The sequence below is a fragment of the Streptomyces bacillaris genome (genome assembly GCF_003268675.1).
GTDB lineage: Bacteria > Actinomycetota > Actinomycetes > Streptomycetales > Streptomycetaceae > Streptomyces > Streptomyces bacillaris.
Map to the genome: position 1 here is coordinate 263,445 of NZ_CP029378.1, position 26,328 is coordinate 289,772.

At 74.4% G+C, this 26,328-nt stretch carries 25 protein-coding genes; 10 read left to right on the forward strand and 15 right to left on the reverse strand.

Annotation, left to right across the window (positions count from 1 at the left end; all coding sequences use genetic code 11):
* Positions 1-49 precede the first annotated feature (49 nt).
* Complete coding sequence (locus DJ476_RS01175; protein WP_103421848.1) at positions 50-520, reverse strand: tyrosinase family oxidase copper chaperone; 471 nt, start codon at positions 518-520, stop codon at positions 50-52.
* A 214-nt stretch (positions 521-734) separates the two neighbouring features.
* Here DJ476_RS01175 and DJ476_RS01180 point away from each other — a divergent pair, with 214 nt between their 5' ends.
* The 3 genes from DJ476_RS01180 (at position 735) to DJ476_RS01190 (ending at position 6,213) form a co-directional block, all read left to right on the forward strand.
* Positions 735-2,009, forward strand: a complete 1,275-nt coding sequence (locus DJ476_RS01180) for a cytochrome P450 (protein WP_112489573.1) — start codon at positions 735-737, stop codon at positions 2,007-2,009.
* A gap of 124 nt (positions 2,010-2,133) precedes the next feature.
* Entirely contained in the window at positions 2,134-3,393 is a 1,260-nt protein-coding gene (locus DJ476_RS01185) for a glycoside hydrolase family 26 protein (RefSeq protein WP_103421850.1), read from the forward strand.
* A 330-nt stretch (positions 3,394-3,723) separates the two neighbouring features.
* A complete protein-coding gene (locus DJ476_RS01190; protein ID WP_318294278.1) occupies positions 3,724-6,213 on the forward strand; it encodes a SpoIIE family protein phosphatase in 2,490 nt (829 codons plus the stop codon).
* On the opposite strand, the gene DJ476_RS01195 is transcribed toward DJ476_RS01190, so the two are convergent.
* The 11 genes from DJ476_RS01195 to DJ476_RS01240 form a co-directional block, all read right to left on the reverse strand.
* Positions 6,101-8,209, reverse strand: coding sequence for an ABC transporter ATP-binding protein (locus DJ476_RS01195; RefSeq protein WP_112489574.1), 2,109 nt, complete (start codon positions 8,207-8,209; stop codon positions 6,101-6,103). The genes DJ476_RS01190 and DJ476_RS01195 overlap by 113 nt on opposite strands.
* Positions 8,206-9,945 carry an ABC transporter ATP-binding protein/permease gene (locus DJ476_RS01200; RefSeq protein ID WP_112489575.1) on the reverse strand — a complete coding sequence of 580 codons (1,740 nt, stop codon included), beginning with the start codon at positions 9,943-9,945 and terminating at the stop codon, positions 8,206-8,208. Before DJ476_RS01200 ends, DJ476_RS01195 begins: the two co-directional genes overlap by 4 nt.
* Positions 9,942-11,342: a nitroreductase family protein gene (locus DJ476_RS01205; RefSeq protein ID WP_112489576.1), complete on the reverse strand. Its 1,401-nt coding sequence runs from the start codon at positions 11,340-11,342 to the stop codon at positions 9,942-9,944. The genes DJ476_RS01200 and DJ476_RS01205 overlap by 4 nt, the downstream gene beginning before the upstream one ends.
* A 14-nt stretch (positions 11,343-11,356) precedes the next feature.
* Positions 11,357-12,724: a YcaO-like family protein gene (locus DJ476_RS01210; protein ID WP_208853465.1), complete on the reverse strand. Its 1,368-nt coding sequence runs from the start codon at positions 12,722-12,724 to the stop codon at positions 11,357-11,359.
* Complete coding sequence (locus DJ476_RS01215; RefSeq protein ID WP_112489578.1) at positions 12,721-14,295, reverse strand: CocE/NonD family hydrolase; 1,575 nt, start codon at positions 14,293-14,295, stop codon at positions 12,721-12,723. Before DJ476_RS01215 ends, DJ476_RS01210 begins: the two co-directional genes overlap by 4 nt.
* Positions 14,292-15,176, reverse strand: coding sequence for a hypothetical protein (locus DJ476_RS01220; RefSeq protein ID WP_112489579.1), 885 nt, complete (start codon positions 15,174-15,176; stop codon positions 14,292-14,294). Before DJ476_RS01220 ends, DJ476_RS01215 begins: the two co-directional genes overlap by 4 nt.
* 129 nt (positions 15,177-15,305) lie before the next feature.
* Positions 15,306-15,440, reverse strand: a complete 135-nt coding sequence (gene amiA, locus DJ476_RS35280) for a streptamidine family RiPP (RefSeq protein ID WP_018487574.1) — start codon at positions 15,438-15,440, stop codon at positions 15,306-15,308.
* Between the two features lie 68 nt (positions 15,441-15,508).
* Positions 15,509-16,432, reverse strand: a complete 924-nt coding sequence (locus DJ476_RS01225) for an ABC transporter ATP-binding protein (protein ID WP_241565786.1) — start codon at positions 16,430-16,432, stop codon at positions 15,509-15,511.
* Between the two features lie 17 nt (positions 16,433-16,449).
* Positions 16,450-17,505: a FecCD family ABC transporter permease gene (locus tag DJ476_RS01230; protein ID WP_112489580.1), complete on the reverse strand. Its 1,056-nt coding sequence runs from the start codon at positions 17,503-17,505 to the stop codon at positions 16,450-16,452.
* On the reverse strand, positions 17,502-18,608 hold the full coding sequence (locus DJ476_RS01235; RefSeq protein WP_112489581.1) for a FecCD family ABC transporter permease: 1,107 nt from the start codon (positions 18,606-18,608) through the stop codon (positions 17,502-17,504). The genes DJ476_RS01230 and DJ476_RS01235 overlap by 4 nt, the downstream gene beginning before the upstream one ends.
* 32 nt (positions 18,609-18,640) lie before the next feature.
* Positions 18,641-19,624, reverse strand: a complete 984-nt coding sequence (locus tag DJ476_RS01240; RefSeq protein WP_112489582.1) for an ABC transporter substrate-binding protein — start codon at positions 19,622-19,624, stop codon at positions 18,641-18,643.
* Between the two features lie 175 nt (positions 19,625-19,799).
* Between DJ476_RS01240 and DJ476_RS01245 the strand changes: the two genes are divergently transcribed.
* Together DJ476_RS01245 and rpmF are read left to right on the forward strand one after the other, a co-directional pair.
* Positions 19,800-21,065 carry a hypothetical protein gene (locus tag DJ476_RS01245; RefSeq protein ID WP_112489583.1) on the forward strand — a complete coding sequence of 422 codons (1,266 nt, stop codon included), beginning with the start codon at positions 19,800-19,802 and terminating at the stop codon, positions 21,063-21,065.
* A gap of 121 nt (positions 21,066-21,186) precedes the next feature.
* Positions 21,187-21,357 (forward strand): 50S ribosomal protein L32, encoded by a 171-nt coding sequence (gene rpmF / locus DJ476_RS01250; RefSeq protein ID WP_093754369.1) that lies wholly within the window; start codon positions 21,187-21,189, stop codon positions 21,355-21,357.
* A gap of 83 nt (positions 21,358-21,440) precedes the next feature.
* On the opposite strand, the gene rpsN is transcribed toward rpmF, so the two are convergent.
* Both rpsN and rpmB read right to left on the reverse strand, forming a co-directional pair.
* On the reverse strand, positions 21,441-21,746 hold the full coding sequence (gene rpsN, locus DJ476_RS01255) for a 30S ribosomal protein S14 (protein ID WP_028417929.1): 306 nt from the start codon (positions 21,744-21,746) through the stop codon (positions 21,441-21,443).
* Positions 21,746-21,982 (reverse strand): 50S ribosomal protein L28, encoded by a 237-nt coding sequence (gene rpmB / locus DJ476_RS01260; RefSeq protein WP_019762862.1) that lies wholly within the window; start codon positions 21,980-21,982, stop codon positions 21,746-21,748. The genes rpsN and rpmB overlap by 1 nt, the downstream gene beginning before the upstream one ends.
* Before the next feature lie 69 nt (positions 21,983-22,051).
* Between rpmB and rpmG the strand changes: the two genes are divergently transcribed.
* The 5 genes from rpmG (at position 22,052) to DJ476_RS01285 (ending at position 25,678) form a co-directional block, all read left to right on the forward strand.
* The gene (rpmG, locus tag DJ476_RS01265; protein WP_019762863.1) at positions 22,052-22,216 is read left to right on the forward strand and encodes a 50S ribosomal protein L33; all 165 of its coding nucleotides are present in this window, start codon (positions 22,052-22,054) and stop codon (positions 22,214-22,216) included.
* A gap of 49 nt (positions 22,217-22,265) precedes the next feature.
* Positions 22,266-22,520, forward strand: a complete 255-nt coding sequence (locus tag DJ476_RS01270; RefSeq protein ID WP_053558093.1) for a type B 50S ribosomal protein L31 — start codon at positions 22,266-22,268, stop codon at positions 22,518-22,520.
* Entirely contained in the window at positions 22,517-23,674 is a 1,158-nt protein-coding gene (locus tag DJ476_RS01275) for a CobW family GTP-binding protein (RefSeq protein WP_112489584.1), read from the forward strand. The genes DJ476_RS01270 and DJ476_RS01275 overlap by 4 nt, the downstream gene beginning before the upstream one ends.
* Positions 23,675-23,722: 48 nt before the next feature.
* Complete coding sequence (gene rpsR / locus DJ476_RS01280) at positions 23,723-23,974, forward strand: 30S ribosomal protein S18 (RefSeq protein WP_103421569.1); 252 nt, start codon at positions 23,723-23,725, stop codon at positions 23,972-23,974.
* Between the two features lie 66 nt (positions 23,975-24,040).
* Positions 24,041-25,678, forward strand: a complete 1,638-nt coding sequence (locus DJ476_RS01285) for an MFS transporter (RefSeq protein ID WP_112489585.1) — start codon at positions 24,041-24,043, stop codon at positions 25,676-25,678.
* On the opposite strand, the gene DJ476_RS01290 is transcribed toward DJ476_RS01285, so the two are convergent.
* Complete coding sequence (locus tag DJ476_RS01290; protein ID WP_103421570.1) at positions 25,666-26,109, reverse strand: subtilase-type protease inhibitor; 444 nt, start codon at positions 26,107-26,109, stop codon at positions 25,666-25,668. The two genes, DJ476_RS01285 and DJ476_RS01290, sit on opposite strands and share 13 nt — an antisense overlap.
* Between the last annotated feature and the right edge of the window lie 219 nt (positions 26,110-26,328).

A 26,328-nucleotide genomic window follows, 5' to 3' on the forward strand; every position in this document is an offset into this window, starting at 1 on the left:
TGCCGTCCGGCGCCCCCGTGGGGCGCGGTCCCTGCGTGCGGTGTGCCGCTCACCGGTGGTGCGACGCGGGCAGCGCCAGGCGGGCGGTGCCCAGCTCGTCCACGGCGGCGCGGGCCGTCTCGCGGAGCGTGGGGAACGACTCGTAGTGCGTGACATCGCTGAGGTAGGTGCCGTCCGCGCGGCGCATGACGTGCAGCGGGCGGCCGTCGATGCGGATCTCGGCCACCGGCTCGGCGTGGTGCGCCCCGCCGCCCGGTCCGGCGGCCGGGACCAGGACGCTCACGCCGCCGCGGATCTCCCGGCCCCGGTACATCTCGGCGAACTCCTCGGCCCCGGCGGCCCCGGCGGCAGCGTGGCCGGGGCCCTGTACGGGGGCGGGGGCGGCGTCCTGGCGGTGGTCGTGGAGCGGGATGAGGACCGCGGCGGTGCCCGCGGCCACGACGGCGGTGAAGCCGGTCCGCAGGAGGATCCGGCGCGACGGACCGCGCGGTGCGTCGCCCGCATCGGTGGTTCGGCTCATGGATGACTGCCTCTCGTTGGCTCGTCCGAGGTGCTGTTGCTCGCGATGGTGGCAACGAGGGGGCGGCGAATCGGTTCTCCCGGCCGCTGCGTCGTCCGCGTTCCGTCAAACGCGTGACCGTGCACGGCCATCCGCGCCGGAGGCACGCGTCGCGCGGTCCGCCCCGCGCGCCGGAGCCGACGATGGCCTGGCGAACTCGTGGAGGTGGATGGGGATGACCGTTACCGATCAGGTGTCCGACGACCGTGCGGCACACCGTGATCTCGCCGACCCGGCCTTCTGGCAGCTGCCGCGCCCGGAGCGGCTGGCCGCCTTCGCCCGGCTGCGGGAGCTGGAGGCGCCCGTACTGTTCACGCCCCGGCCGGGCACCGCCCGTACCTCCGGAAAGCCGTTCTACGCCCTGGTGCGCCACGCGGACGTGATGACCGCGAGCCGCACCCCGAAGGTCTTCGCGAGTGCTCCGGGGGCCACCACCCCGGAGCCGGCCGGGTGGGCGAAGGCGCTCTTCGGGAACTCGATGGTGAACATGGACGGGGCCGAGCACGCGGCGCTGCGCCGGATCATCTCGCGGCGCTTCACGCCCCGGCTGCTGGCCGCCACCGAGGAGAACATCGGCCGTCTCGCCGGGCGCCTGGTGGACGAGATGATCGCCGAGCGGCCGGGCGACTTCATGCCGTCGGCGGCCTCGCGGCTGCCCCTGGAGGTGATCTGCGACCTGATGGGCATCCCGGCCGAGCACCGGCCGCGGATCGCCGCCCAGATCGACCACGCCTCGGAGCAGGTGGGCGTCGAGCGCCGGGGCCGGCTGCGGATCCCCGGCCGGGGGACCGCCTCGCTCGCCATGATGCAGCTCGTCATGGCACGGCTGGCCCGGGAGCGCCGCCGCCGTCCGCAGGACGACCTGGTCTCGGCGCTGGTGCGGGCGGACGTCGACGGTGAGGGGCTCTCCTCGCGGGAGCTGGGCGCCTTCTTCTCGCTGCTGCTGGTGGCCGGGGTCGAGACCACCCGTAACGCGATCGCGCACGGGGTGTCGCTGCTGGACCGGCATCCGGAGCAGCGGGAGCTGCTCCGGTCGGACTTCGAGCGGTACATCGGCGGTGCGGTGGAGGAAATCGTCCGCCATTCGACGCCCATCATCCAGTTCCGCAGGACCGTCGTTTCGGAATTCGAGCTGGGCGGCCGGACCTTTCTCCCCGGCGAGAAAGTCGCACTGCTCTACGCCTCCGCCAATCGCGATGAAGCGGTTTTCACCCGTCCGGATCTCTTCGACATCACCCGGTCGCCGAATCCGCACCTCGGTTACGGGGGCGGGGGCCCGCACCATTGCCTCGGCGTCCATCTGGCCAGGCTCGAAATGACGGCCCTGTTCCGGGAACTGCTCACCCGACGGACCGTCATCCGGCGGACCGGCGAACCGAGACTGGTGGATTCGAATTTCGACAACCGGGTCGGTTCCCTGCCTCTCTCCATGGGCCCGACGGTCACCTGATCGGACCTTTCACGACGGCGAAATGCGATAAATGGACCATTCTGTTCGCACGTCATGCAGGATGGTGAAACCCTCGTCGCACCGGGCCGTACCGGCCGGAATTTCCTTTCAGCCAGGAGGAGTCATGCCGGCCAAGCGCCGACTCATCACCACATGTATCGCCGCGGCCGTTCTCAGCCTGCTGGCAGGCGGGGGCATCGCGGGCCAGCCGCCACCGGGCACCGACTCCGTGGACAGCGCCTCCCCGGGGCCGCAGGGCAGCCGGGGCCCCGGCACCACGGCCCACGGCGCCTATCTGGACTACGGGCCCGCCGGAGTGCGCAGGATGGACGAGCTGTCCCGCTGGCTCGGCGGCGCCGAGCTGCGGGTGGGCCACACCTACCTGCCGGGCGACCTGTGGGTGAACATCGAGGGCGCCCCCGAGTTCCTGGAGTCCTGGGCTAAGTGGCGCAAGGCGGACGAGGACCGGATGTTCGTCCTCAACGTCCCCATGCTGGAGCGGAACGAGCAGCGCGTCCCGGACGCCCGGGTCCGCCGGCTGCTCCGGGCGGGCGCGGCGGGCGACTTCGACCAGCACTTCACCAGGCTGGCGGAGCGGCTGGTCTCGCTGGGCGTGCCGGACACGGTGATCGTGCTCGGCTGGGAGATGAACGGCACCACCTACACCCACCGCTGCGGCCCCGATCCTGCCTCGTGGAAGAGGTACTGGCAGCGGATCGTGGCGGCGATGCGGGAGGTGCCCGGGCAGGAGTTCCGTTTCGACTTCACGCCCAGCCGGGGCCTGGACGCGGTGCCCTGGACCGCGTGCTACCCCGGTGACGACGTGGTCGACATCATCGGCATGGACTCCTACGACCAGCCGCCGGGCCGGACCTTCGACGACCAGGTCAACGATCCGTACGGGCTGCAGAAGCACGTGGACTTCGCGGCCGAGCGCGGCAAGCCGATCTCCTTCCCGGAGTGGGGGCTCTTCCGCAACGGTGACAACCCGGAGTACATGCGGCGGATGCTCGACTGGATCGACCGGCACCAGCCGGTGTACCAGACGATCACCGACTACTGCCCGCACGGGGTGTGGCAGTGCCGGAGCAACCCCCGCTCCACCCAGGTGTACCGGACGAAGCTGGCGGAGATGGCCGCGCCGGTGCGGCCCGCCCCGAGCCCGACCCCGACGCCCACGCCGACGGTCCCGGCTCCGACGCCGACGGTGCCCCCGGTCGACCCGACGCCGCCCGCCCCGCCGACCGTGCCGCCCACGCCGACGGCTCCGCCGACACCTGTGGCTCCCGAGCCGCCGACGGGCCGCGAGTGGTGCGTCACCGTGCCGTTCGGGGACTGGCTGAGCCAGTGGCTCAAGGACCGGAAGTTCTGCTTCCGATTCTGACCGTGCCCGGGGGACGCCCACCACGCCCATGAAAACGGCTCCGGCCTCCTCTCGGGGGCCGGAGCCGTCCACCCACACGGTCCAGCGCGGGGGCAGGGGGACAGAGCAACCGCTCGTCACTCCCCCAACGGGGGCGCGCCCCGCCGCGTGACGCCGCCGAACGGGCGAAAAGGACCCCGTGCGGAACCCGGTCGGCAGACGGCCCGGTGCGCACTCGGGACGGACGCGCGACCATGGAAACCTACAGATGGTGGTGAGGTGCATGGCATCCGCCGACGAGGGCCCCCGGCGGGGCCCGGCCCGCTGCCCTCCGCGGATCCGCGGGGCCCCGTGCGGCTGAGCGACGACGCGGTGGCGGTGGTCGCCGGGGACGGCACGGTCATCGGCTGGACCCGTGGCGCGGAGGCGCTGCTCGGGTACGCGGCGGCCGAGATGATCGGCCGCCCCGCCGCGCTGCTGCTGGCCGGGGACCCCGATCCCCGGCGTACGGCGGCGGTCGCCGCCCGGGCGCGTGGCGGGTCGGGGTGGAGCGGTCTGCTCGCCCTGTGCGCCCGGGACGAGAGGCGGGTCGAGGTCGACGTACAGGTCTCCGCCTCCTTCCTGATCGCCGGGCGCGAAGGCTTTCTCCTCTCCGGGCGGGAGCGCACCCCGCAGTGGACGGTGGAGGGGTCGGTGCTGGAGGGGTTCCTCACCCGGTCGCCGGTGGGCATGGCGGTGATGGATCCGGAGCTGCGCTACATCTGGCTCAACGACACCCTGGAGCGGTTCGGCGGGGTCCCCCGGGAGCAGCGCCTGGGGCGGCGGCCCGCCGATGTGCTGCCCGGACTGCTCGCGGCGCCCATCGAGCGGCTGATGCGGCAGGTCCTGGCGACCGGGGTGCCGGTCACGGACTACGAGTACCTGGGGTGGAGCTGGTCCGACCCGAACCGCAGGCGCGCCTACTCCAGCTCGTTCTTCCCGCTGGTGGACGCCCAGGAGAACGGGATCGGCATCGGCTACATGGTCCAGGACGTGACCGACCGGTGGAACGCGCGCAGGCTGCTGGCGCTGGTGAACGAGGCGGGGGCCAGTATCGGCTCCACCCTGGACGTCCAGCGCACCGCCCAGGAGCTGGCCGATTTCGCGGTGCCCCGGTTCGCGGACTTCGTCTTCGTCGACCTGCTGGAGACCCCGCTCGGCCGGGAGCGGCCGGGCGTGCCGCTGCACGGACCGGGGGTGCGCGGCGGCAGGCCGTCCATGCGCCGGATGGGGATGAGTTCCGTCCGCGAGGGATGTCCGGAGGCGGTCGTACGGGTCGGGGAGAGCGTCGACTTCGTACCGCCGCCGCACGACGCGCACTTCCTTCTCGACGGTGACCCGGTCCTCCTGCCGCAGCTCGATCCGGACAGCCACGGGTGGGCCGTGGAGCAGCCGGACCGGGCCGCCCGGATCCGCGATTTCGGGCTGCACTCGCTCATCTCCGTGCCGATGCGGGCGCGGGACACCGTCCTCGGGCTGACCACGTTCATGCGGTCGCAGAACCCGGTGCCGTTCGACGAGGACGATGTGGCGCCCGCCCGGGAGCTGGTGGCGCGGGCCGCGGTCTGTGTGGACAACGCCCGCCGCTACACCCGGGAGCACACCGCCGCCCTGGTGCTCCAGGAGAGCCTGCTGCCGCACACCCTGCGCGGCGGGACGGCGCTGGACGTGGCGTCCTCCTACCTCCCGGCGGACGCGAAGGACGGGGTGGGCGGCGACTGGTTCGACGTGATCCCGCTGTCCGGGGCCCGGGTCGGTCTGGTCATCGGTGATGTGGTGGGGCACGGGATCAGCGCGGCGGCGACGATGGGCCGGCTGCGGACCGCCGTCCAGACCCTGGCCGACATGGACCTCGCCCCCGACGAGCTGCTGGCCCGGCTGGACGACCTCGTGATGCGGCTGAGCGAGGAGGAGCCGGCGGCCGGGAAGGCGGACCGGGGCGGGACGACGGTCCTGGGCGCCACCTGCCTCTACGCCGTCTACGATCCGGCGAGCCGGTGCTGCACGATGGCGCGGGCCGGGCATCCGCCGCCGGTGGTCGTCACCCCGCAGGGCGAGGTCAGCTTCCCCGACCTCCCCTCCGGTCCGCCGCTGGGGCTCGGCGGGCTCCCCTTCGAGTCCCTGGAGGTCGAGCTGCCCGAGGGGAGCCTGCTCGGCCTCTACACCGACGGCCTCATCGAGGGCACCGACAAGGACACCGAACAGGGCAAGGTCCGGCTGGGGCGGGCGATCTCCCGGGAGGGGCTGCCGCTGGACGAGCTGTGCGCGGTGGTGGTCAAGGAGTTGCTGCCCGTCCCGCAGCCGGACGACATCGCCCTGCTCCTCGCCCGTACCCATGCGCTCAGCCCCGACCGGCTGGCCTCGTGGGACGTGCCGCTGGACCCGGCCGCCGTCGGGACGATCCGGAGCAAGGTGGCCCGGCAGCTCGAGACCTGGGGGCTGGACGAGCTGACGATGACGACCGAGCTGATCGTCAGCGAGCTGGTGACCAACGCGATCCGGTACGCCTCCGGTCCCGTACGGCTGCGGCTGCTGCTCCAGTCCGTGCTGACCTGCGAGGTCTCCGACGCGAGCAGCACCACCCCGCGGCTGCGGCACGCCCGGACGACGGACGAGGGTGGCCGCGGCCTCTTCCTCGTCGCGCAGCTCGCCCGCCGCTGGGGCACCCGGTACACCCACCGGGGGAAGATCATCTGGGCGGAGCAGAGTCTGCCGTCGCCGCTGCCGGTTCCTCCGGGCTCTCCTCTGCCTCCTGCCTCTCCCCCGCCGTCCGGTCCGGGATCTCCCCCGCCGCCCGGCTGAACAGCCTGCTGAACGCGGTGCCGGGGCCGGCCAGCTCGGACCAGGTGCCCTCCTCGACGATGCGTCCGCCCTCCAGCACGGCGATGCGGTCGGCCCGGCGGACGGTGGCGGGCCGGTGGGCGATGATCAGCGTCGTACGGGTACGGGCCCGGAGGTCCGCCGCGAGCGCCCGGGCCAGTTCGGCGTCGCCCCGGTGGTCGAGGTGGGCCGTCGTCTCGTCCAGGACCAGGACGCGGGGGCGGCCGAGGAGCCCCCGGGCCAGGGCGACCCGGGCCCGCTGGCCGCCGGAGAGGGTGGCCCCGCGCTCCCCGACCGGCGTGTCCAGGCCTTGGGGCAGGGCGTCGACGACGGGGATGAGGCCGCAGGTGCGGACGGCGGCGGCCAGTTCCCGGTCGGTGGCGTCGGGGGCGGCGAGGCGGAGGTTCTCGGCGAGGGTGCCGTGGAAGAGCGGCGCCTCCTGGCCGACCACGCAGACGGCCGCCCGCAGGTCGTCCTCGGTGAGGTCCCGCAGGTCGACGGGGTGGGCGGGGTCCCCCGGCACCAGCTCCACCGTGCCCTCCTGCGGGTCCCAGTAGCGGGCCAGGAGGTGGGCGCAGCTCGTCTTGCCCGCGCCCGAGGCTCCGACGAGGGCCACCGTCTCGCCCGGCCGGACGGTGAGGTCGAGCCCGTCCAGGACGGGGGCGGCGCCGTAGCCGAACCGTACGCCGCGCAGCCGCAGCCCCAGCGGCCCCGGTGGAACGGGCACCGGCACGGCGGGAGCGGGAGCGCCCGCGGGTGCGTCCACGGCCGCGCGGACCCGGGCGGCGGCGGCCCGCAGACTGCCCGCCCGGCCCAGCGCGGCCGCCGATTCGGCCACCGGGGCGAGCGCGCCGAGGGCGAGGGCCATGGCCGCCGGGGCCCAGGCCCCGTCGAGCCGCCCGCCGCCCGCCGCGTGGGCGGCGGCCGCGACCACCCCGATGACGGCGGCGACGACCAGCAGATCGCGGGCGGCCCCGGCCCCCGTCTCCCAGGACTGCTCGGCCCGTTGGGCGCGGGCCAGCCGCCGTCCGCCGGAGCGCAGCCGGGCCCGGGTCCGGTCCAGGGCACCCGCCGCCAGCAGCTCGCGGAGCCCGTCGACGGCCTCCGTGCTCTCGGCGGAGAGGTCGGCCAGCTCGGCCCGGGTCCGCGCACCGCGCTCGGCCCGGCCCCGCGCCTCCAGCAGGGGCGACCAGAGGAGCAGCAGGGCGACGGGCACGACGGCGAGCAGCAGCCACGGCCCGAGGATGCCCAGCAGGGTGGCGGCTGCGGCGAAGACGAGCCCGGAGGCGAGGAGTTGGGCGATGGCGTGGGCGTAGAAGAACTCCAGCGCCTCCACGTCACCGAGCGCGGTCGAGGCGAGGTCTCCGCTCCGCCGCCCGGCGATCCGCGCGGGGGCGGACCGGGCGAGCCCGTCGAAGACCCGGACCCGCAGCTCGGCCAGGACCCGGTAGGCGAGGTCGTGCGAGAGGTCCATCTCCCGCCAGGTGGCGAGGGCCCGGAGCAGGACGAGCCCGACGAGCATCCCCACGGTCGCGGCCGAGGGCGCCCTGTGCTCGATGACCGCCGTGCCCACGGTGTGCGCGGCGAGGGTGACCAGGGCGACGAGGGCCGCTTGGTCGACGAGGGCGGCCACGCAGGTGCGCAGGACGGTGACGCGGTGGGCGCCGAGGACGGGGAGGAGGGAGCGGAGGGCGCCGGTGTCGGGGGTTGGGGCGGGGGTGGTCTCGGGGGTGGGGGTGGCCTCGGGGGCGGGTGCGGCGGCTTGCCCGGATGTGGGGACGGAGGCGGAGGCATCGGCGTTCTCCGGAGCTGCGGCCGGTGCGCCGGGGGGTGCCGACACGGGTACGGCGGCCTTCTCCGCAGCGCCGACGGGTGACGGCCCGGGTGCGGCTGCTTTCCCGGAAGCGACGGCGGGGGCCGACGCGGGTGCGGTGGCTGTCCCGGAAGCGACGGCGGGGGCGTTCTCGGGGGTGGTCATGCGGCGTGGTCCTCCTGGGCGGGGTGGCCGGCTGCTACGAGGGAGGCGTAGACCCCGCCGGCCGCGAGCAGCCCGCTGTGGTCGCCGGATGCCTCGACCCGGCCGCCGTCGAGGACGACGATGTGGTCGGCATGGCGTACGGCGTCGAGCCGATGGGCGACGACCAGGCAGGTTCGGCCCCGGCTCGCGGCCACCAGCTCCCGTACGATCCGGGCCTCGCCGCGTTCGTCCACCGCGCTGGTGGCCTCGTCCAGGATCAGGACCGGCGCGTCGGCCAGCAGGGCGCGGGCGAGGGCGAGCCGTTGGCGCTGGCCGCCGGAGAGCGTGGCGCCGCGTTCGCCGACGAGGGTGTCGTACCCCTGCGGGAACGCGGTGATCTCCTGGTGGATGCCCGCCGACCGGGCGGCGGCGCGCAGTTGTCCGTCGGTGGCGGCGGGGCGGGCGATGCGGAGGTTCTCCGCGATGGTGGCGTGGAAGAGGTACGTCTCCTGCGAGACGACGGCGATCCCCCGGCGCAGCGAGGCGAGGCTGTAGGCGGCGGTGGCGGTTCCGGCGATCGTGACGCGGCCCCGGTCCGGGTCGCGCTGGCGCAGGAGCAGGCTCAGCAGAGTGGACTTCCCGGCGCCGGAGGGGCCGACGATCGCCGTCGTGCGTCCGGCGGGTGCGGTGAAGGTGACGCCGTCCAGGGCGGGGCGGTCGGCGCCCGGATGGGTGAAGTGGACGTTCAGGAAACGGATTTCGGGGGCGGTGTCCCAGCGGGCCTCCACCGTGCCCCGGTCCGCGACGGCGGGTTCGGCGGTGCGCAGGGCGGCGATCCCGTCGGCGGCGGAGACCCCGAGATAGCCCGCGTGCCATTCGCGGGAGAGGTCCCGGATGGGGCGGAAGCACTCGGAGGCGAGCATCAGCAGGAGGTACGTGCCGGTGGCGGCGGTGCGTCCGGTGGCCGCCGAGGAGCACGCCACGAGGACGGCGGCCGCGGTGCCGCCCTGGACGGCGAGGTCGGTGAGGCCGGTGTCGACGAGCGAGACCCGGAGCTTGGCGACGGTGGCCCGGTGCAGCGCCGCCGAACGCTTCTCCAGCCGCTCCCGTACACGGCCGACGGCACCGGCCGCGCGCAGGGTGGCCATGCCCTGGAGAGCCTCCAAGTAGTCGGCGGCCAGGGCCTCGTAGGAGTCCCAGTGCTCCTTGCCGCGCCGGGCGAGCAGCCGGTCCCACCAGCGCGGCCCGAAGAGCGCGAGTACCAGGGCGAGAGCCAGGGCGAGGGCCGCGTACGGCTCGATCAGCGCGACGGCGACGAGCAGCAGCGGGGGGACGGCGGCGGTGATGAGCGCCTGGGGGAGGTAGCGGGAGACGTACGCGTCCACGCCCTCGACCCCGTCCACGAGCGTGGCGCGTACGGCTCCCGCCCGCGCACCGGTGATCGCGGTGGGGCCGAGTCCGCCGAGGCGGGCCAGCAGGGTGTCGCGGAGCCGGATGCGGACGGTGGCGCCCGCCGTGACGGCGGTCAGCCGCTGGGCGCGGCCGAGCGCGGCACGGATGAGGACGACGGCGAGCACGGCGAGGAGCAGCGGTGCGAGGGCGGCCGTGTCGCCGTGGGCGATCCGGGAGAGGACGACGGCGAGCAGGACGGCCTGGGCGAGGTGGGTGAGGGTGACGGCGGCGAGCAGCACGGTGGCCAGGCCGAGAGGACGGCGGGCGGTCCGGGCGGCGCGCAGGAGTTCGGGGTGGAGCATCATGGGCGTTCTTCCTTGCCCGACGGGGTCGGTGGGGCGGGGCGGGGTGTGCGCTGGTACGGGGGCGCCGGGGATTCCAGGGGTGCCGGAGGGGCTGGAGGTGCGGCCAGGGCCAGGCCGTGGATGATCCAGTCCTGGCCGGGGGCGTCACCGAGTGCGGCGCCCAGGTCGGCCTGTTGCCAGGAGCCGATGGGGCGGGAACGGAGCCCGAGCGCGGTGGCGTGGGCCTGGGCGGCACCGGCGGCGTACCCGGCGGCCAGGTGGCTGCCGCGGACCAGGGCCGGTGGGGCGTCGGCGGGGCAGCCGTGGGCGAGGAGCACCGCGCCCGCCGTGCCGATCCAGCGCTGGCCCGCCGCCCAGCGGGCGAGGGTGGGGCGGGCGTCGCCCGAGGCGAGGAGGTCGGCGGGCGTACGGAGTCCCGGGGCGTCGCCACCGACCGCCGCGACCCACGCGGGGCCGTCCGGCCGGGCGGCCTGCGCGGTCGCCAGGACCTGGGCGAGCAACTCCGGGGCAGGCGGGGGCGTCAGGTCGGCGGGGTCCGCGCTCCTTCGCGTACGGAGCGTGTCGTCGGTCACCGGGCCGGGGCGGTGGGCGGGGTGCCAGGTGGGGCGACTCGCTCGCGTCAGGCGGTCCAACAGGTGCTGTGCGCAGGCGAGTTCACCTGTCGGTGCGGTCCCGGCATCCGGTTGCGGCAGCGGGGCGGCGGTCCGGGAGCGGGGGTGGGCGGACCAGGCGGCCAGCGGGTCGCGTTCGCGCGCGGGCGTCCCGCCCGGGGACAGCCACAGGGCTACGAGCGGGAGTTCGGGTTCGGTGCCGGGCCATCGGACCTCCCACTCGGCCGCCTTGGGCAGCCCGGCCGCCGCCGCGAGCTCCGTACCGTCCGCGTCGAGCGACACCCGTACACCGCCCGGGGCGGCGGCGAGCGCCAGGGCGGCCGCCGCGTGGCCCGCGTCGAGCAGGAGCAGCGGCCAGGCGCGGTGTCCGTAGTGCGCGACAGTGCGGGAGGCGACGACGGTGAGGACGGCCACGGCTCCCGGGGGCGCGTCGGCGGGAGCCGGGCCGCGCGGGTGGGCGCGGTGGGTGCGCGGGTCGTAGGCGTACCGGCCGGGTGGCAGGGAGCAGCCGGGGCCGATGAGCAGGTGGGCCCGTACAGGATGGAGCGCGCCCGCCGAGGCAGCGGGCCGCAACCGGCCACCCGCCTCCCGGGGCGCCGCGAGCGACAGGCGCAGGGCTCGGTCCAGATCCACCGCTCCCCCGGGCCCGTCCAGGGGCAGCCCCGGACCCTCCCAGGGGAAGGCGCGCTCCGGCGCATACGGAACCGTGCGCGGCACCCGGGGCGATCTGGCCTCGGCCAGGGCGCGGCGCAGGGGCGCGGAGGCTGCCGGAGGAGCCTGGGTCATGAGGGGGCGCTCCTTCACATGTGCGGCGGCGGTGCGAGGGTGAAGTCCGCCGGTCCGGTGGGGGGTCGGGTGCGCCAGCCCCGGGCGAGCGCGGCTTCGGCGAAGCGCGGGCAGCCCAGGTAGGCGAAGGCGGCAGGGGCGTTGGGGATCAGGCCGGAGACCAGGACGCGGGCAACGCGCAGCGGGGTCTCCGCGATGTCCTCGGTGGTCAGGTCGGCCGTGATCACGCGGTGGCCGCCGGCGGCGAGCGCGGCGTCCAGGGCGGAGCGGCTGCCGGGCGCGAGCTCGGTGACGGGGACGACACCCGCGGCCGGTTCGGTGAAGCGCCGGGCCAGCGGGGCCATCCGGTCGTCCAGCCACACCTGCACATGGGCGCCCAGATCCCGTACGGCGGCGAACTCCGGTCCGCAGTCGTCGAGATAGCGGCGGTCGGCCCGGTGGTCCAGGTAGAGGCCCCGGGCGAAGAGACCGGCCTCCACCGAGCGGTGGACCCAACCGTCGGCATCCACCGCGCCTTGTGTGAACACCCAGGTGTGCACGGCCTCCAGCACCGCCTTGCGGGCCGCCTCCGCCGGGTCGTACCGGCAGGCGAACCCGGCGGCGTGGATGCCGCGCCGGGGGTCGTGGACCAGGGCGGCCACGCAGGGGGCGAACTCGGAGGGCATCTCCACGATGTGGACGTCGAGTTCGGCTCCGGCCAGGTCCTCGGTGAGGCCGGGGACGCTCGCCGGGTCGATGCCCCGGGTGGGGCCGTCCAGGTGCCACCACAGCTCCAGGGCGTCGCGCTCGACGACTTCGAGCAGCCCTCGCTCCACGGCGTCGTCGAGGCCCTGGCCGGTGGCGATGCCCGCGTAGTTGAGATGGTGGGTGCGCGGCAGCGAACGCAGCTCGCCCTGGCGCCAGTTGAGGTGGGTGAGGGCGACGGGCGCCCAGCAGGACTCGCCGTTCTCGGTGGCCCGGGTCCACAGCGCCGGTGTCTCGGGGGTGAGTTCGGCGTACGGGAAGCGGGGGCGCCCGTACTGCCAGGAGGCGTAGCGGGGCAGCGCCCCGGGTCCGTACACCCGCACACCCTCCGCCTCCAGTTCGGCGGCCGTGGCCCGGCGGGGTGCGTCGGGGTGGCCGGGCGGCGGGAGGCGGTTGCCGCAGTAGCGCTCGACGGCCTCCGCGACGGCGGCGATCCAGGCGCCTCGGGGGTCCCCGAAGGTGGTGCCGAGCGAGACCCGGTCGGCGGGCCAGGCACCGAGGCGCCTGGCGTCGGAGACCTCGGCGGTCATCGCGGTGTAGCGCGGCGGCGCTCCCGTCGGGTGCTCGACGGGCTCGACGCCGCGGATCAGCCCGCAGACGGGATCGACCAGGGCTTCGACGGGCAGGGTGCTGGTCAACGGCATATCTCCGGTACGGGCTCGACGTAATGGCGTCGGGCGACGACGGTCAGGTGCAGGGCGCTCCCCCGGGCCGTGACGGCTCTGCGGGAGGGGGCGAGGCGGGTGGCGGTCACCGGGTTCTCGCCCGTGTGCGGGTTGCGGGCGTGGGCGGGGAAGTGGTGTCCGGCGATCTCCGCGCGCAGCCGGGTCCCGGCGGGCAGCCTGCGGCCCAGGGTGCCGAGCGGCACGGTGATCTCGGCCGTGCGCCCGGGGGGGTCGGTGCGCCGGACGATGCCGAAGGCGAGCGGGTCCGCGCGGCCGGCCGGGTCGAGCGCGGTGAGGCGGACGGCCCAGTCGGCGGCGGGGGTGTCGGCGGTGGCGTGGAACCGGGCGGTGGCGGGTCCGGCCAGGTCGAGCGGCCGGGGCAGGGGCGGAGAGAGGAGGAGGCAGCGGTCGGCGGGAGCGCCCTCGGTGGGGGCCGGGACGGTCAGGTCGTCGGAGCGGACCGGGTGGGCCGGGTCTGCGGTGAACTCGGTTCCGTGCAGCGGCCGGAGACCGGTGGGCGCGTCGAGGGCCCAGGTGGCGGTCCGGGTCGAGGCGCTCTCCGGGGGGCGTGGGCCGGCCTCGTGAATGCGGTGCCAACGACCGCTGCCACCGAGGGAGATGACGCCGCGCCGCTCGGTATCCAGCCGTCCGGCGAGAGCGGCGCGGGCCCAGCGTACGTACAGAGCACCGAGGTTGATGCGGTCGGCGGCGATCTCGGGCCGGTCGGCGGTGAGGCGGTGGCCCCAGGGGCCGAGCAGCAGCCGGGCCGGCCCGCCCCAGCCGCGCCACAGCGCCATGGTGTCCTCGGCGAAGGGGTCGCGGGTGCCGCCGACGGCGAGGAGCGGGAGGCGGGAGGCGGAGCCGCGCGCGACGATCCTGCCGCGTACGCAGTCGTCCCAGAGTCCGGGCCAGGAGGGCAGGGGGCGGCCCAGGCGGTCGGGGAGCCGGGTGAGCGGGAGGTGTTCCAGCAGCCGGGGGTCGTCGGTGAGGGCGGAGGCCAGGGCGTCCGGGGCCGAGTCGGGGCGGTCGCCGTGGGCGGCCCACCAGCCGGCGCGGGCCCCGAGGCGTTCGGGTCCTGCGGGCTCGCGGGCGGTCTCGACGAGGCCGAGGGCGGGGACGGCGGCGATGACGGCGTCCGGGCGGCCGTCGCCGGGGGCACCGAGCGCGGTGACCAGGGCGCAGTGGGCGGCGTAGGAGGAGCCCACCGCGACGACCGGGCCGCCACCGCTCCACCCCTGCTCGCGCACCCACACCACGGTCGCGGCGCCGTCGCTCTCCTCGTGGTCCCGGTAGGGGTGCCAGGGACCGGGCGAGCCGTACCGGCCGCGTACGTCCTGGGCGAGGGCGGCGAACCCGTGGGCCGCCCAGCCGCGCAGCTCGGCGTGGTGGGCGGTACGGCCGTAGGGGGTGCGGATCACGACGGCGGGGTGGGGGCCGGGCGTGTCCGGTAGGCAGAGGTCGGTGGCGAGCGGGGTGCCGTCGGGGGCGGGGATGTGCACGGTGGCGGTGTTCGTGTGCGCGCCCGCGCGGTGGCCGGTGTTCATGCCTTCCCGCCCGTTACGGGGGCGGGCAGCGGAGCAACGTCCGGCACCGGGAGCACGGGGTGTTCGGTGACGGTCAGGTCCCGCAGGTCGATCCGGCGCAGTCGGCGGCGGGCGGGCAGGGCGGTTCCCCGGCCGCTTCCGTCGCCCGCCCAGGCGATCAGGTCGGCGGTGAGCAGCGCGGCGATCAGCGCGGCCGACGCCTCGGTGGGGTGCGGGCCGGTGTCGGGAGTGCGGTGGCCGGTCCAGTAGGCGGCGAGTTCGCGGTGGGCGGCGGTCGCCGCGAGTCTGCGCAGCCGTACATGGGCGGAGGTGACGTCGCCCGGGGCGCAGGCGAGGGGCTCGATCCAGGCGTGGGCGCCCTCACGGTGGCAGCGGAGCCAGGCGGTGTGCCGCGCGGGCAGCCGGTCCGCGTCGGCCCAGAGCCCTTCGGTTACGGGCGAGTCGAGGCACCAGACCACGGCGGTGTCCCGCCGCCCCGCGAGTCCGGTCAGACCGTCGGCGGTGGCGGGGTGGACCTCGGCGCCTTCCGCCGCGGCGAACCGGGAGAGCGGTTCGGTGAGTACGGGGTCACCCAGGAGGTGGACGGTCCGCCCGGTGAGCGGCGGGCGGCGGGGTTCGGTCACTGCGTGCCCGGCCTCCTCGAACGCCGCTACCAGCCGGTCGAGTTCGGTGGAGGCGGAGGTGCAGGTGGAGACGGCTTCGGGGGCGGATACGGAGTCCGCGTACGCCCCCTCCCCCGCCGTCAGCCGGTCGACCAGCTCCGCACCGCCGACGCGGCCGGTGTCGATGCGGAGGAACTCCCCGTCGGCGGTGCGGAGCACGGGCCGGTCACCGGGAACGGTGACGATCCCGGCACCGGGAGCGAGTCGACTGGGGTTCACGGGGGCCTCCGAGGAGCGTGCTGGTACGGGAGCGAGCGGGCGGGTCGTAACGGGACGGGCCCGTCCGGGGATTGACCGGACGGGCCCGCCACGCGAGGAGCGGGAGCCTGCCTCAGCGGCAGGTGCCGCTTACTTCTCGTCCGCGGTGTCGGCCTCGACCGCGTCGTCGAACGGGTTCTCGACGAGGGCGTTCGAGTGGGTGGCGGAGAGGTGGGCGAGCTGGCCCTGGTCAGCGATCGGGCTGAACACCTTGTTCTGCTCCATGAGTTGAATCCTCCATATCGATGGATCGGATGATGGTCGCGACGTTGTTCCTTGCCGCACCACAGACACTAATGAATATGATTTTCATTCCGCAATAGCTGAGGCGGGTCGAGAGGGTGATCTGGGTAACAGACGGGCCAGCCGCCCTCGGCATCGATCCCCACTCGCCCCTGCACGCCCAGGACTTCGGCCAGCAGGCGCTCCGTGACCACCTCCGCCGGCGGGCCGTCGGCGGCGATGCGCCCCTCCCGCAGCGCGACGATCCGGTCCGCGAACCGCGCCGCGTGGTTGAGGTCATGAAGCACCATCACCACGGTGAGCCGCCGCTCGGCGCGCAGCCGTACGACGGTCTGGAGCACCTCCAGCTGGTGCCGCAGATCGAGATAGGTGGTGGGCTCGTCCAGGAAGAGAAGCGGGGCGTCCTGGGCCAACGCCATGGCGAGGCGCACCCGTTGGCGCTCGCCGCCCGACAGCGCGTCCACCGGGCGGTCCGCCCAGTCGGTCACGCCGACATCGGCGAGGGCCCGGTTCACCACCTCGTCGTCGCCGTCCCGCAGCATCCCGAGCGGTCCCCGGGTGGCATACCGGCCCTGGCGCACCAACTGCCTCACGGTCAGCGCCGGTACGGCCGGTGCCGACTGGTGCAGCAGCGCGACCCGGCGGGCGGCGGCCCGCCGGGGCAGGCGCGCCACGTCGTCGCCGTCGAGCAGGACCCGGCCCGCGCCGGGGGTGAGCAGTCCGGCGGCCAGCTTGAGGAAGGTGCTCTTGCCGCAGCCGTTGAGGCCGATGAGGGCCACGAGTTCACCGGCGCCGATGCTCAGGTCGACCCCGCGCAGCACCTCGCGCCCCGGATAGCCGAAGCCGAGCCCCTCCGCCCGGACCGCGGCGGGCACCTCCACGGTCCGGTCCGGCCCGTCCGGTGGATCCGCCTTCCCGTTCGTCCCCGCGTCGTCGTTCGCGTCCACCGTCATGTCTCTCGTCCGTGCGGCCATGTCCGGCCTCCTCCCTGTCATCGTTCGTCCGCCCGTCGCCGCGCCACGACCAGCAGCAGCCCGGCCCCGACGAAGGTGGTCAGCGCGCCGACCGGCAGGGTCAGCCGGTCCGCGTCGAGCGCCACCACCAGGAGCCGGGAGAGCAGTTGGGCCGCGGCGTCCGCCCCGCACACCACCACCGCGCCGAGCAGCGCGGCGCCGGGAAGGGTGATGCGCAGGTCGGCGCCGAAGACGGCCAGCGCCAGATGCGGCACCAGCAGGCCCACGAAGCCGAGCGCCCCCACGGCCGAGACCGCCCCCGCCGTCAGGGCCACCGCACACACGAGCGCGGCGGCCCGGCCCCGCCCGGCGTCCAGCCCGGCGGCGGATGCCTGTTCGTCGCCGCAGCGCAGCAGGGTGAGCGGGGCCGCGAGCAGCCAGGCCGCCGCTCCCCACACCGCCGCCCACGGCCACAGCAGATGCCAGTGCTCCCAGACCCGGCCCTCGGTGGAACCGATCAACCACTGGACGACGCTGCCCAGTTCGCCCGGGGCCACCAGGAGGACCACGGCGGTGAGCCCGGCGAGGACCGCCGACACCAGCACCCCGTACACGGCGGTCTGCTCGGGGTCGCCCTTCTCCCGCCCCGCGAGCAGCCACAGCAGCCCCGCCCCCGCGAACCCGCCGAGGCAGGCCGCCACGACGACCGCCGCCGGGGAGTCCCAGCCGGCCAGGCCGAGACCGGTGGCGGCGACCGCGCCGAGGACCGCTCCGGGGGTGACCCCGGTGACCTCGGGTCCGGCCAGCGGATTGCGCAGGGCCGACTGAAGGACGAGCCCGGCGACGCCCAGGCTCGCCCCGGCGACCAGGGCCACCAGCAGCCGGGGCAAACGGAGTTGGAGGACGATGTGCTGGGCCATGGGGTCTCCGCCGCCCAGGAGCACGGCCCGTACTCCCCCTGCCGCCACACCCCGCCCCGCGAACAGGTCCGCACAGGCTACGGCGGCCACGAGAACCACCAGGGCGCCCAGCCGCACGCCCGGTGAGCGCCAGGCCTGCCGGGCCGTTCCGGGCGCCGCTTCCGACACGCTCATCGCTCCGCCTTCCGCAGAAGAGGTATGGACTCCGCGCCCCGCACGGGCCCTCCGGCCTGCCCAGGCACGGGCAGGGACGCATCGGATGCCGGCCCGGCGGACGCGGGCCCCCGGTCGCGCCCACGCGCCGCACGCCGCCCCCGCTTCAGCAGCACCACCCCGACCGGCACCCCGACCAGGGCCGTCCATGCCCCGACGGGCGTCTCGACCGGGGCGAGCGCCAGCCGGGCGGGCTGGTCCGCGCAGAGCACCACAACCGCCCCGCACAGGGCGGAGCGCACGAGCCACCCCGCCGCCCCGCCGTCCGGCTTCAGCCGTCGGGCGAGGTGGGGGGCGAGGAAGCCGACCCAGGCCACCGGGCCGCAGACCGCCACCACAGGCGCGATCAGGACGACGGCGATACCGAGCGCGGCGACCCGGGCGCGTTCGACGCGTACGCCGAGGGCGCGGGCGTCGTCGTCACCGAGCCGCAGCACGCCGAGCACCGGCACACAGAGCACCAGCGCGGGGACGGCGACGGCCAGCCAGGGCAGCAGTCCGGTGACGTCGTCCCAGGTGCGAGCGGAGAGGCTGCCCAGCAGATAGCGGTAGATGAGCTGGAGGTCCAGTTGGTCGGCCATCACCATGAGCACCAGCAGCCCCGCCTGGAGCGCGGCGGCGACGGCGGCCCCGGTGAGCAGCACGGACGACGGGCTGCGGCCGAACCCGGCGGCGACCAGCGTCAGCAGTCCGCCGAGCGCCGCCCCGGCCAAGGCCAGGAAGGGCTGGAGGCCGAGCGGCACGGAGAGGGCCAGCACCAGCGGTGCCGCCACACCGAGCGCGGCACCGGAGGAGACGCCGAGCATCTCCGGGACGGCGAGCGGATTGCGCAGCGCCTCCTGGAGCACCAGCCCCGCCGCGCCCAGACAGGCACCGGCGACCAGTGCCAACACCATGCGGGGGAGCCGCAGTTCGGTGACGACGATCCCCGCGAGGCCGTCGGAGCCGAGGGTGGCGGGGAGCCGGGCGGGGGGAACGTACGGCGTACCGAGGCTCAGCGCGCACACCGCGCTCACCACCGCCACGACCGTCAGTGCGACCGGCACCACACGCAGCCGCCTCACCGCAGCGCAACCGCCCTCTTCCGGAAGGCCGTTCACCGCAGTGCGGCCGTCGCCTCGTCGAGGACGATGCCCATGGACCGGGTGCCGCGGCCCTTGGCCCAGACCTCGGAGTCGACCTCGATGACCTTGCCGTTCTTCACCGCCGGGATGCGCGACCAGAGCGGGTTCTTGGCGAGCTTGTCGGAGAGCTTGCCGTCCGGCGCACCGAAGGAGAGCGTTTCCACGAAGAGGACGTCGACATCCCGCGCGAGGATCTCCTCCAGGCTGTAGGAGCCGTCGACTCCCCTGCTCTTCCAGGGGTAGTGGGAGATCTTCGGGAAGAGTCCGGCGGCCACATCGGTCTCCGGGGTGGCGACGCCGAAGTTCTCGTCGCTGCCGAAGATGATCAGTGACGTCTTGTCGCTCCGGTTCTCCTCGGCCTCGGCCAGCCGGGTACGGAACGTCCTCTCGGCCTTCTCGCCCTGTTCCGTACGGCCGGTGAGCGCGGCCAGGTCGCGCAGGTAGCCGACGCTGTCCTGCCAGGAGCCGGGCTGGACGGGCCAGAAGGTGGTGGCACCCTTCAGCGCGGGGGCGAGCTTGCCGTGGGTGTCCTCCAGGCCGATCACCAGGTCGGGCCGGTGGGAGAGGATCGCCTCGACCTCGGGGCTGAGGAAGCCGCCGGGCACGACGGGGACCTTCGCGGCCTTCTCCTTGCCCAGGAAATCGGGGTGGGCGAGGACGGCGGAGTTGGTGGCGGTGGGGACCATGCCCAGCTCGACCAGGATGTCGTCGCAGAGGGCGACCAGGCAGACGATCTTCTGCGGGGGCTTCTCCAGCGAGACGGTGACGCCCTTGGCGTCGGTGATCCGGGTGGCGGCCTCGATGGGCCGTACCTCGGTGCTCGTACGGGCCTTGGCCCCGGCCGCCGGTTCGGCGGCGGACCCGGACGGCTCGTCGGTCGTGCCGCAACCGGCCAGCAGCCCTCCCAGTACGGCGATCGCGGCCCAGCGGCGGACTCTCAGTGCGGTGCGTGGCATCGGCTGTCTCTCAGATTCTGTACGGCCCCGGGGAGGAGTCAGGTGCCGCGGCGGAGCCCCGGGAACCGTCCCCGCCACAGACCGGAACCTTACACATGATTATCATTTCCAATAAAGCGGGCCAAGACCTCCCGCCCTCATGACCGAATTCCGCCGACCACCCCAGGAGACCGCCATGCCTCAACCGCCCCATCCCCACCCCCGCCTGCTGGTCGCCGACCAAGTCGCGGGGCGCGTCAGCCTGTTGGACCTGCCGGGCGGTGAGGAGGTGGCGGCGCTCGACCACCGACACCCGGCCGAGCACGCGGGCTTTCTCGCACTGCCGGACGATCTGGTCGCCTGCGTGGACGACCGGGCGGGCGAGCTGCTGGTCCTCGATCCGTACGGCCCCGACGCGGGCCTGCCCCTGGTCCGGCGGCGGATACCGGTCGCCGTGCCCGCCGAGCATCTGGCGGCCGCACCGGACGGGCGCCGCCTGGCGGTGACCACCGGTCTCGGGCGGAACGAGGAGGCCTGGACCGGGCTGCTGACGGCCGTCGACCTGGACGCACCGGACGGGGCCGTCGCCGTGCGCGTACGGGGGCGGACCGGGGAGCCGGGCGTGACGGTCCTGGGCGGGCCGTCGCCGCTCGTGGTGCTGCGCCACCGGGAGCCCGGCGAACTCCTGGTCCACCGGCACCGCGACCTGATGGCCGCACCCCCTTCCTGCCCGCCGGTGGAGCCTGTCCGGCGCATCGGGCTGCCGGACGCGGACGGGCACGGGGACGCCCACGACCCTGTCACCGGGCGGGTGTTCGCGGCGGCGGGCTCGGGCGTGCACCGGGTGCGGCACGAGGGCGAGCGGGTCGCGCCGGAGCCGCCCCTGCCCTGGGGCGCCGACGGGCGGACCGGCGGGCGGGGCTACTACCTGCGGCTCGATCCCGTACGGCGCACGCTCTGGTCCTGCGTACGCGGCGGGCCCTCCGCGCCGGGGCAGTGGCCGGAGTGGACCAACGACGCCTGGTGGCACGGGCTCGACACCGGCATCACGGGACGGCTGGAGCTGGGGCCCGGGCTGGTGTTCCGGCTCGCGGTGACCGCCCGGCACATCGCGTACTCGCGCGTCCACCCGGACGGCGACGAGCTGATCCTGCTCGCCGCGCCCACCGCTCCCGGCACCCGGCCGCACATCGCCGCGCGCCTCCCGCTGCCCGCGATGGCGGGGGCGCCCCGGCGCGGCGGCACGCCGTGGGACGGCGTCCAGCGGCGGGCGATCGCCGCCTCCCCCGGCGCCGGGCTGGTCGCGGTCAGCCGGGGCGGCCACGGCGAGGTCCATGTCTTCGACGCCGACCGGGCGGAGCGGGTCACCACCCTCACCCTGCCCACCCCGCTCGACGACGGCGGGCATCTGGCACTGATCACCCCCGGCGACGGCGCGCACGCCGACCCGGTGGGGCGGTGAGCCGCGGCCCTCCACACCGCCGCCGAGCAGCCCCCCGCATTACAACTTGGAAACGACAGTCATTTCCATATACGGTCGACGCCACCGACCGGCCCCCACCATCCCCAGGAGATGAAGACCCATGGCAGTTCCGAAGCGGAAGATGTCCCGCAGCAACACCCGCCACCGCCGCGCCCAGTGGAAGGCCACCACGCCCCAGCTGGTGCCGGTGACCGTCGACGGCGTGGTGCACCAGGTGCCGCAGCGGCTGGTGAAGGCGTACGAGCGCGGCCTGCTGCGACCGGAGAGCTGAACCCGCGCACGAGAAGGAGGGGCGGGTGGTGGCGCGGCTCGATCGCCGCGCCACCACCCGCCCTTCGTGCACTCAGGCCGGTGTCACCAGGAGGACTTGGTCACGCCGGGCAGGAATCCGGCGTGCGCCTGTTCGCGCATCCGGACCCGGGAGAGGCCGAAGGTCCGCAGATAGCCGCGGGGCCGGCCGTCGACACTGTCGCGGTTGCGCACCCTCGTGGCGCTCGCGTCGCGCGGCTGGCGCCGCAACTCCTCGACCGCCGCAGCGCGTTCGGCCGCCGGAGTAGCCGGGCGGCGGATGACCTCCTTCAGCTCGGCCCGGCGGGCCGCGTACCGCTCGACGGTCGCCTTGCGCTTCTCGTTCTGCGCGATCTTGCTCTTCTTGGCCATCAGACCTTCCCTCCCCGGGCGCGGATGCGCGCGACCGCGGCCTCGATGCCGATGACGTCGATCGTCTTGATCGCGCGGGCGCTGAGCGTCAGCCGCACATGGCGCCCCTCACTGGGGAGCCAGTACCGCTTGCGCTGGACATTCGGGTCGAACCGGCGTGACGTACGGCGGTGCGAGTGGGAGATGGAGTTGCCGAATCCCGGCTGCGAGCCGGTCAGTTGGCAGTGGGCGGACACGGACGTTACCTGCCTCTCATCGATGCATCCATTATTGAAAATGGAAACCATTGCCATATAGTAGCGCCCATGGCTCGCAACGACGTACGCCCGGTCATCAAGCTCCGCTCCACCGCGGGGACCGGCTACACCTATGTCACCCGTAAGAACCGCCGCAACAACCCCGACCGGATGGTGCTGCGCAAGTACGACCCGGTCGCCCGTCGGCATGTCGACTTCCGCGAGGAGCGCTGAGGCCCCCGGCCCCCGCCCCGCAGCAGCCCCCGACCGCTAGGAACCCCTCATGAAGCCCGGAATCCACCCCGCCTACGGCCCCGTCGTCTTCCGCGACAAGGCCGCCGACTTCGCCTTCCTCACCCGCTCCACCCTGACCAGCGACAGGACCGTGGAGTGGGAGGACGGCAACACCTACCCGGTGGTCGACGTGGAGATCTCCTCCGCGAGCCACCCCTTCTACACCGGTACCGCACGTGTCCTGGACACCGCGGGCCGGGTCGAGCGCTTCGAGCGCCGCTACGGACGCGGTGAGGCCCGGTGACGGAGGAAGCGCGCCGGAAGCTGCCCGTCGTCATCGTCTGCGGGCTGCACTCCGAGGCCCGCCGCGAGGTGGTGGAGGGGCTGCTCGCCACGGTCCCGCACAGCGTCGCGCTCCACCACGACCTGACGACGGCGACCGGCGGCACGGTACGCCGGATCCTGCGGGACGCCACCGGCGAGCTGTCCACGGGCGAAACGCCCCTGGTCAACGACTGCGCGTGCTGTGCGCTGCGGGAGGACCTGGTCCCCGAGCTGCGGCGGCTGGCGGACGGCGGGCTGACCCGGCTCGCCGTCCTGGAGCTGTGGGACTCCGTCGAGCCGAAGTCGATGGCCGAAGTCATCGCGGTCCACGGGGCCGACGGCTTCGAGGTCACCAACGTCATCACCGCGATCGACCCCACCCTCGTCCTGCCGTGCCTCGCCAACGGCGACGACCTGGCGGAGGCCGGCCTCGCGGCCGCACCCGCCGACCAGCGGACCGTCGGGGACACCTGGGCCCGGCAGGTGGAGTACGCCCCGGTCCTGGCCCTCGTCGACAGCCCGGCCGCCGACGACGAGGACCGCGCGCTGATCCGTCAGCTCAACCCGATGGCACGTCAGGTCCACTCCGATCCGGCGGAGTTGGCCCGGCTCGCGGTCGCCGGGTTCGATGTGGGCGCGGCAGCCGCCGGCCAGCATCCGGCCTGTGCGCTGCTGCCCCAGGAGGCGGAGGAGGCCGGGGTCTCCACGCTCGTCTGGCGGCGCCACCGTCCCTTCCATCCCGAGCGGCTGTACGACGCGCTGGAGGACCTGTGCTGTGCGGCGGCCCGCAGCCGGGGGCGGTTCTGGCTGGCGGACCGGCCCGACACGCTGCTCTCCTGGGAGGCGGCGGGCGGCGCGCTCTGTGTGGAGAACACCGGCCCCTGGCTCGCCTCCCTCCCGGACGCGGCCTGGGCCATGGTGGAGCCCTACCGGCGGGCCGCCGCCGCGCTGGACTGGCACACCGAGCACGGCGACCGCTGCCAGCACCTGGTCTTCGTCTCCCCCGGCCTCGACCGCGACGGGCTGACCGGGCTGCTGGAGTCGTGCCTGCTCACGGACGAGGAGTACCGGGCGGGCCGGGAGGCGTGGAAGAACCTGCCGGCCGCCTTCGACGCGCTCCTCGACCCGGTCTGAACCGGGTAGCCACCCCCGTACATCCAACTACCCATGCAAGGACGCACGATGGCACGCAAGCAGGACCCCCGTAAGCCGCTCAAGGCCCGCCCCAACCCTCTGGACGCGGCGGGGATCACGTACATCGACTACAAGGACACCGATCTGCTGCGGAAGTTCATCTCCGACCGCGGCAAGATCCGCAGCCGCAGGGTGAGCCGGGTGAGCGCCCAGCAGCAGCGGCAGCTCGCCGCGGCCATCAAGAACGCCCGGGAGATGGCGCTGCTGCCGTACGGAACCGGCGCCGGTTCCGGGAAGTAGCCCGGCGCCACGGGGGCGGGGGCGGCTCGGGATGCAGTGCCGTGGCAGGCCGAGCACCATGAACGTATGGGCACAGACACCTCCAAGGGGGACGGCCCGGAGTCGGCGTCGTCAGGCCCGGCGGCCTCGGGCCGCCGGGCCGGATGCCCGAATCAGAGCCTCGCTCTCGCGGCCATGCTGTTCGCCGTGTCGATGACGTTCATCGACCAGACGATCGTCGCCATCGCCGCTCCCGACATCATTCACGAACTGGGCCTCACCTCCACGCAGATGCAGTGGGTGGTCAACGCCTATCTGCTCACGCTGGCCGCGTTCTTCGCGCTGGGCGGGCGGTTGTCCGACATCTACGGGCATCGCCGGGTGATGCTGATCGGCACCCTCGTCTTCGTCATCTCCTCCGCGCTGTGCGGTGCCGTGCCGGCCGGGGACTTCGCCCAGGCCTGGCTGATCGGCTTCCGTGCCGTGCAGGGCATCGGCGCGGCGCTGATGTTCCCGGCCGCGCTGGCCGTGGTCATCGCGGTGTTCCCGGTGGAGCGGCGGGGGCGGGCGCTTGCGCTGTTCTTCGGGCTCTCCGGAGCCCTGACGGCGGTCGGGCCGCTGCTCGGCGGCTGGCTCACCTCCTGGACCTGGCGCGCGATCTTCTGGGTCAACGTGCCCGTCGCCGTCATCGCCATCGTGCTGACGCTGCTGGCGCGCATCCCGGACCGGTCGAAGCGCGAACCCCTGGATCTGCCGGGTGCGGTGCTGGTGGCGGTCGGGATGGGACTGACGGTGCTGGGCCTCCAGCAGGCGTCCACCTGGGGGTGGGACGCCGTCGCCACCTGGGCGTGCATCGTGGTCGGGGTGCTGGTGCTGGCGTTCTTCTGCTGGTTCGAACTGCGGGCCCGGATCCCGCTCATCGAGCTCCAGGTCTTCCGGGACCGGGCGTTCCAGATCGACACCGCGGTGCTGTTCTTCTCGATGATGGCGTTCGTCCCGGTCTTCTTCTTCGCCTCCGTCTACGCACAGGTCTCGTTGAGCGCCTCGCCGAACCAGGCGGCGCTCTACCTCCTCTACTTCTTCGTCGGTTTCGGTATCGCCTCGCAGTGGGGCGGCCGGATCCTGGACAAGCGCGGTGCCCGCCCGGCACTGAAGCTGGGCACCGCGCTCGGGGCGGTCGGATTCGCCCTGTGGGCGGGGAAGTTGACGACGCTCTCCATGCACGACCAGTGGCTGTACGCGGCGTTGGCCGGTGCGGGGATCGGGTTCCTGCTGGCACCGGCCTCGACGGACGCCGTGAACCGGGCGATCGGTGCTTCGTACGGGGAGGTCACCGGGATCACCCAGACGGTGCGGAACTTCGCGGCGAGCATCGGACTGGCCGTGTTCGGCACGGTGTTGACGCACCGGACGATCACCAACGTGGAAGGCACGCTGCGGGACAAGGGGGTGCCGGAGGGTGCGGCGGGCGATGCCGCGGAGTCGGTCGCGCAGGCGGTGACCGGCCAGGCGGACACCCGGGGGCCCTCCGGGTCCGGGCCGGTGGCCGATGCGGTGAAGGACTCCATGCAGGCGATCCGGATGGACTTCGCCCAGGCCAACCAGTGGGTGTTCTACGGGATGGCGATCTGTCTGGCCGTCGCGTTCCTCTTCGCGCTGTGTCACCCGGGCACCCGGGTGACACAGGATTCCCCGGAGGGGGCCGGCCGGGCTCAGAAGGAGTAGACGGCGCTCTCGTGCATGCTCCCGGCCAGCTCGCAGGCGTTGCCGTACGTGGTCGAGAACGCGACGCGCTGGCCGTGCCAGACACCGTGGGCGGTGATCACGACCGGGTCCCACTGCCGGGTGCACATGCGGTCCGGCGAGGTCCGGGCGAGCGCGGTGAACTGGCCGCCCACCGACTCCAGTTCGGCACAGGCGGCCTCGGGGGCCGGGTGGGTGCCCTCGGCACCGGGGGCGCAGGTGAGCGTGACCGCCCGCTTGACCGTCGCGGTGAGCGGGTCCTCGCCCTGGGCCACGGTGAGGACGAGGGCGGAGGGTGCGTAGAGGCTCGCGGGCTTCGCCGGTGCCGCGTGGGCGGAGGTGGCGGCGAGACCGCTGAGGGCCAGTGCGCCGGCGGCGACGGTTGCAAAGATTGCGTGACGGTTGTGTCGCATGAGTGAAAACTCCTCGCTCGGGTGCTGATTGCGGTCAGGAGTCTTACGCATGCGGAAAGTAGGCGCACATCGACAGCCCGCTTCCAGCCGCAGACGTTCGTTCGAACCGACCGGATGGTCGTTCGGGCAGCTCGCGCGGGGCGCGGAGGCCGTCCAGCATATGGACAGCCTTCGACGGTTCAACGAAGAACGACCCTCTGACCTGCGGTGATTCCGGAG

What these genes read in the sequence shown, in the direction of transcription:
- DJ476_RS01175 (WP_103421848.1), bottom strand. Translation starts at nt 520, where the DNA reads ATGAGCCGAACCACCGATGCGGGCGACGCACCGCGCGGTCCGTCGCGC.
- DJ476_RS01180 (WP_112489573.1), top strand. Translation starts at nt 735, where the DNA reads ATGACCGTTACCGATCAGGTGTCCGACGACCGTGCGGCACACCGTGAT.
- DJ476_RS01185 (WP_103421850.1), top strand. Translation starts at nt 2,134, where the DNA reads ATGCCGGCCAAGCGCCGACTCATCACCACATGTATCGCCGCGGCCGTT.
- DJ476_RS01195 (WP_112489574.1), bottom strand. Translation starts at nt 8,209, where the DNA reads ATGACCACCCCCGAGAACGCCCCCGCCGTCGCTTCCGGGACAGCCACC.
- DJ476_RS01200 (WP_112489575.1), bottom strand. Translation starts at nt 9,945, where the DNA reads ATGATGCTCCACCCCGAACTCCTGCGCGCCGCCCGGACCGCCCGCCGT.
- DJ476_RS01205 (WP_112489576.1), bottom strand. Translation starts at nt 11,342, where the DNA reads ATGACCCAGGCTCCTCCGGCAGCCTCCGCGCCCCTGCGCCGCGCCCTG.
- DJ476_RS01215 (WP_112489578.1), bottom strand. Translation starts at nt 14,295, where the DNA reads ATGAACACCGGCCACCGCGCGGGCGCGCACACGAACACCGCCACCGTG.
- amiA (WP_018487574.1), bottom strand. Translation starts at nt 15,440, where the DNA reads ATGGAGCAGAACAAGGTGTTCAGCCCGATCGCTGACCAGGGCCAGCTC.
- DJ476_RS01225 (WP_241565786.1), bottom strand. Translation starts at nt 16,432, where the DNA reads ATGGCCGCACGGACGAGAGACATGACGGTGGACGCGAACGACGACGCG.
- DJ476_RS01230 (WP_112489580.1), bottom strand. Translation starts at nt 17,505, where the DNA reads ATGAGCGTGTCGGAAGCGGCGCCCGGAACGGCCCGGCAGGCCTGGCGC.
- DJ476_RS01240 (WP_112489582.1), bottom strand. Translation starts at nt 19,624, where the DNA reads ATGCCACGCACCGCACTGAGAGTCCGCCGCTGGGCCGCGATCGCCGTA.
- DJ476_RS01245 (WP_112489583.1), top strand. Translation starts at nt 19,800, where the DNA reads ATGCCTCAACCGCCCCATCCCCACCCCCGCCTGCTGGTCGCCGACCAA.
- rpmF (WP_093754369.1), top strand. Translation starts at nt 21,187, where the DNA reads ATGGCAGTTCCGAAGCGGAAGATGTCCCGCAGCAACACCCGCCACCGC.
- rpsN (WP_028417929.1), bottom strand. Translation starts at nt 21,746, where the DNA reads ATGGCCAAGAAGAGCAAGATCGCGCAGAACGAGAAGCGCAAGGCGACC.
- rpmG (WP_019762863.1), top strand. Translation starts at nt 22,052, where the DNA reads ATGGCTCGCAACGACGTACGCCCGGTCATCAAGCTCCGCTCCACCGCG.
- DJ476_RS01270 (WP_053558093.1), top strand. Translation starts at nt 22,266, where the DNA reads ATGAAGCCCGGAATCCACCCCGCCTACGGCCCCGTCGTCTTCCGCGAC.
- rpsR (WP_103421569.1), top strand. Translation starts at nt 23,723, where the DNA reads ATGGCACGCAAGCAGGACCCCCGTAAGCCGCTCAAGGCCCGCCCCAAC.
- DJ476_RS01285 (WP_112489585.1), top strand. Translation starts at nt 24,041, where the DNA reads ATGGGCACAGACACCTCCAAGGGGGACGGCCCGGAGTCGGCGTCGTCA.
- DJ476_RS01290 (WP_103421570.1), bottom strand. Translation starts at nt 26,109, where the DNA reads ATGCGACACAACCGTCACGCAATCTTTGCAACCGTCGCCGCCGGCGCA.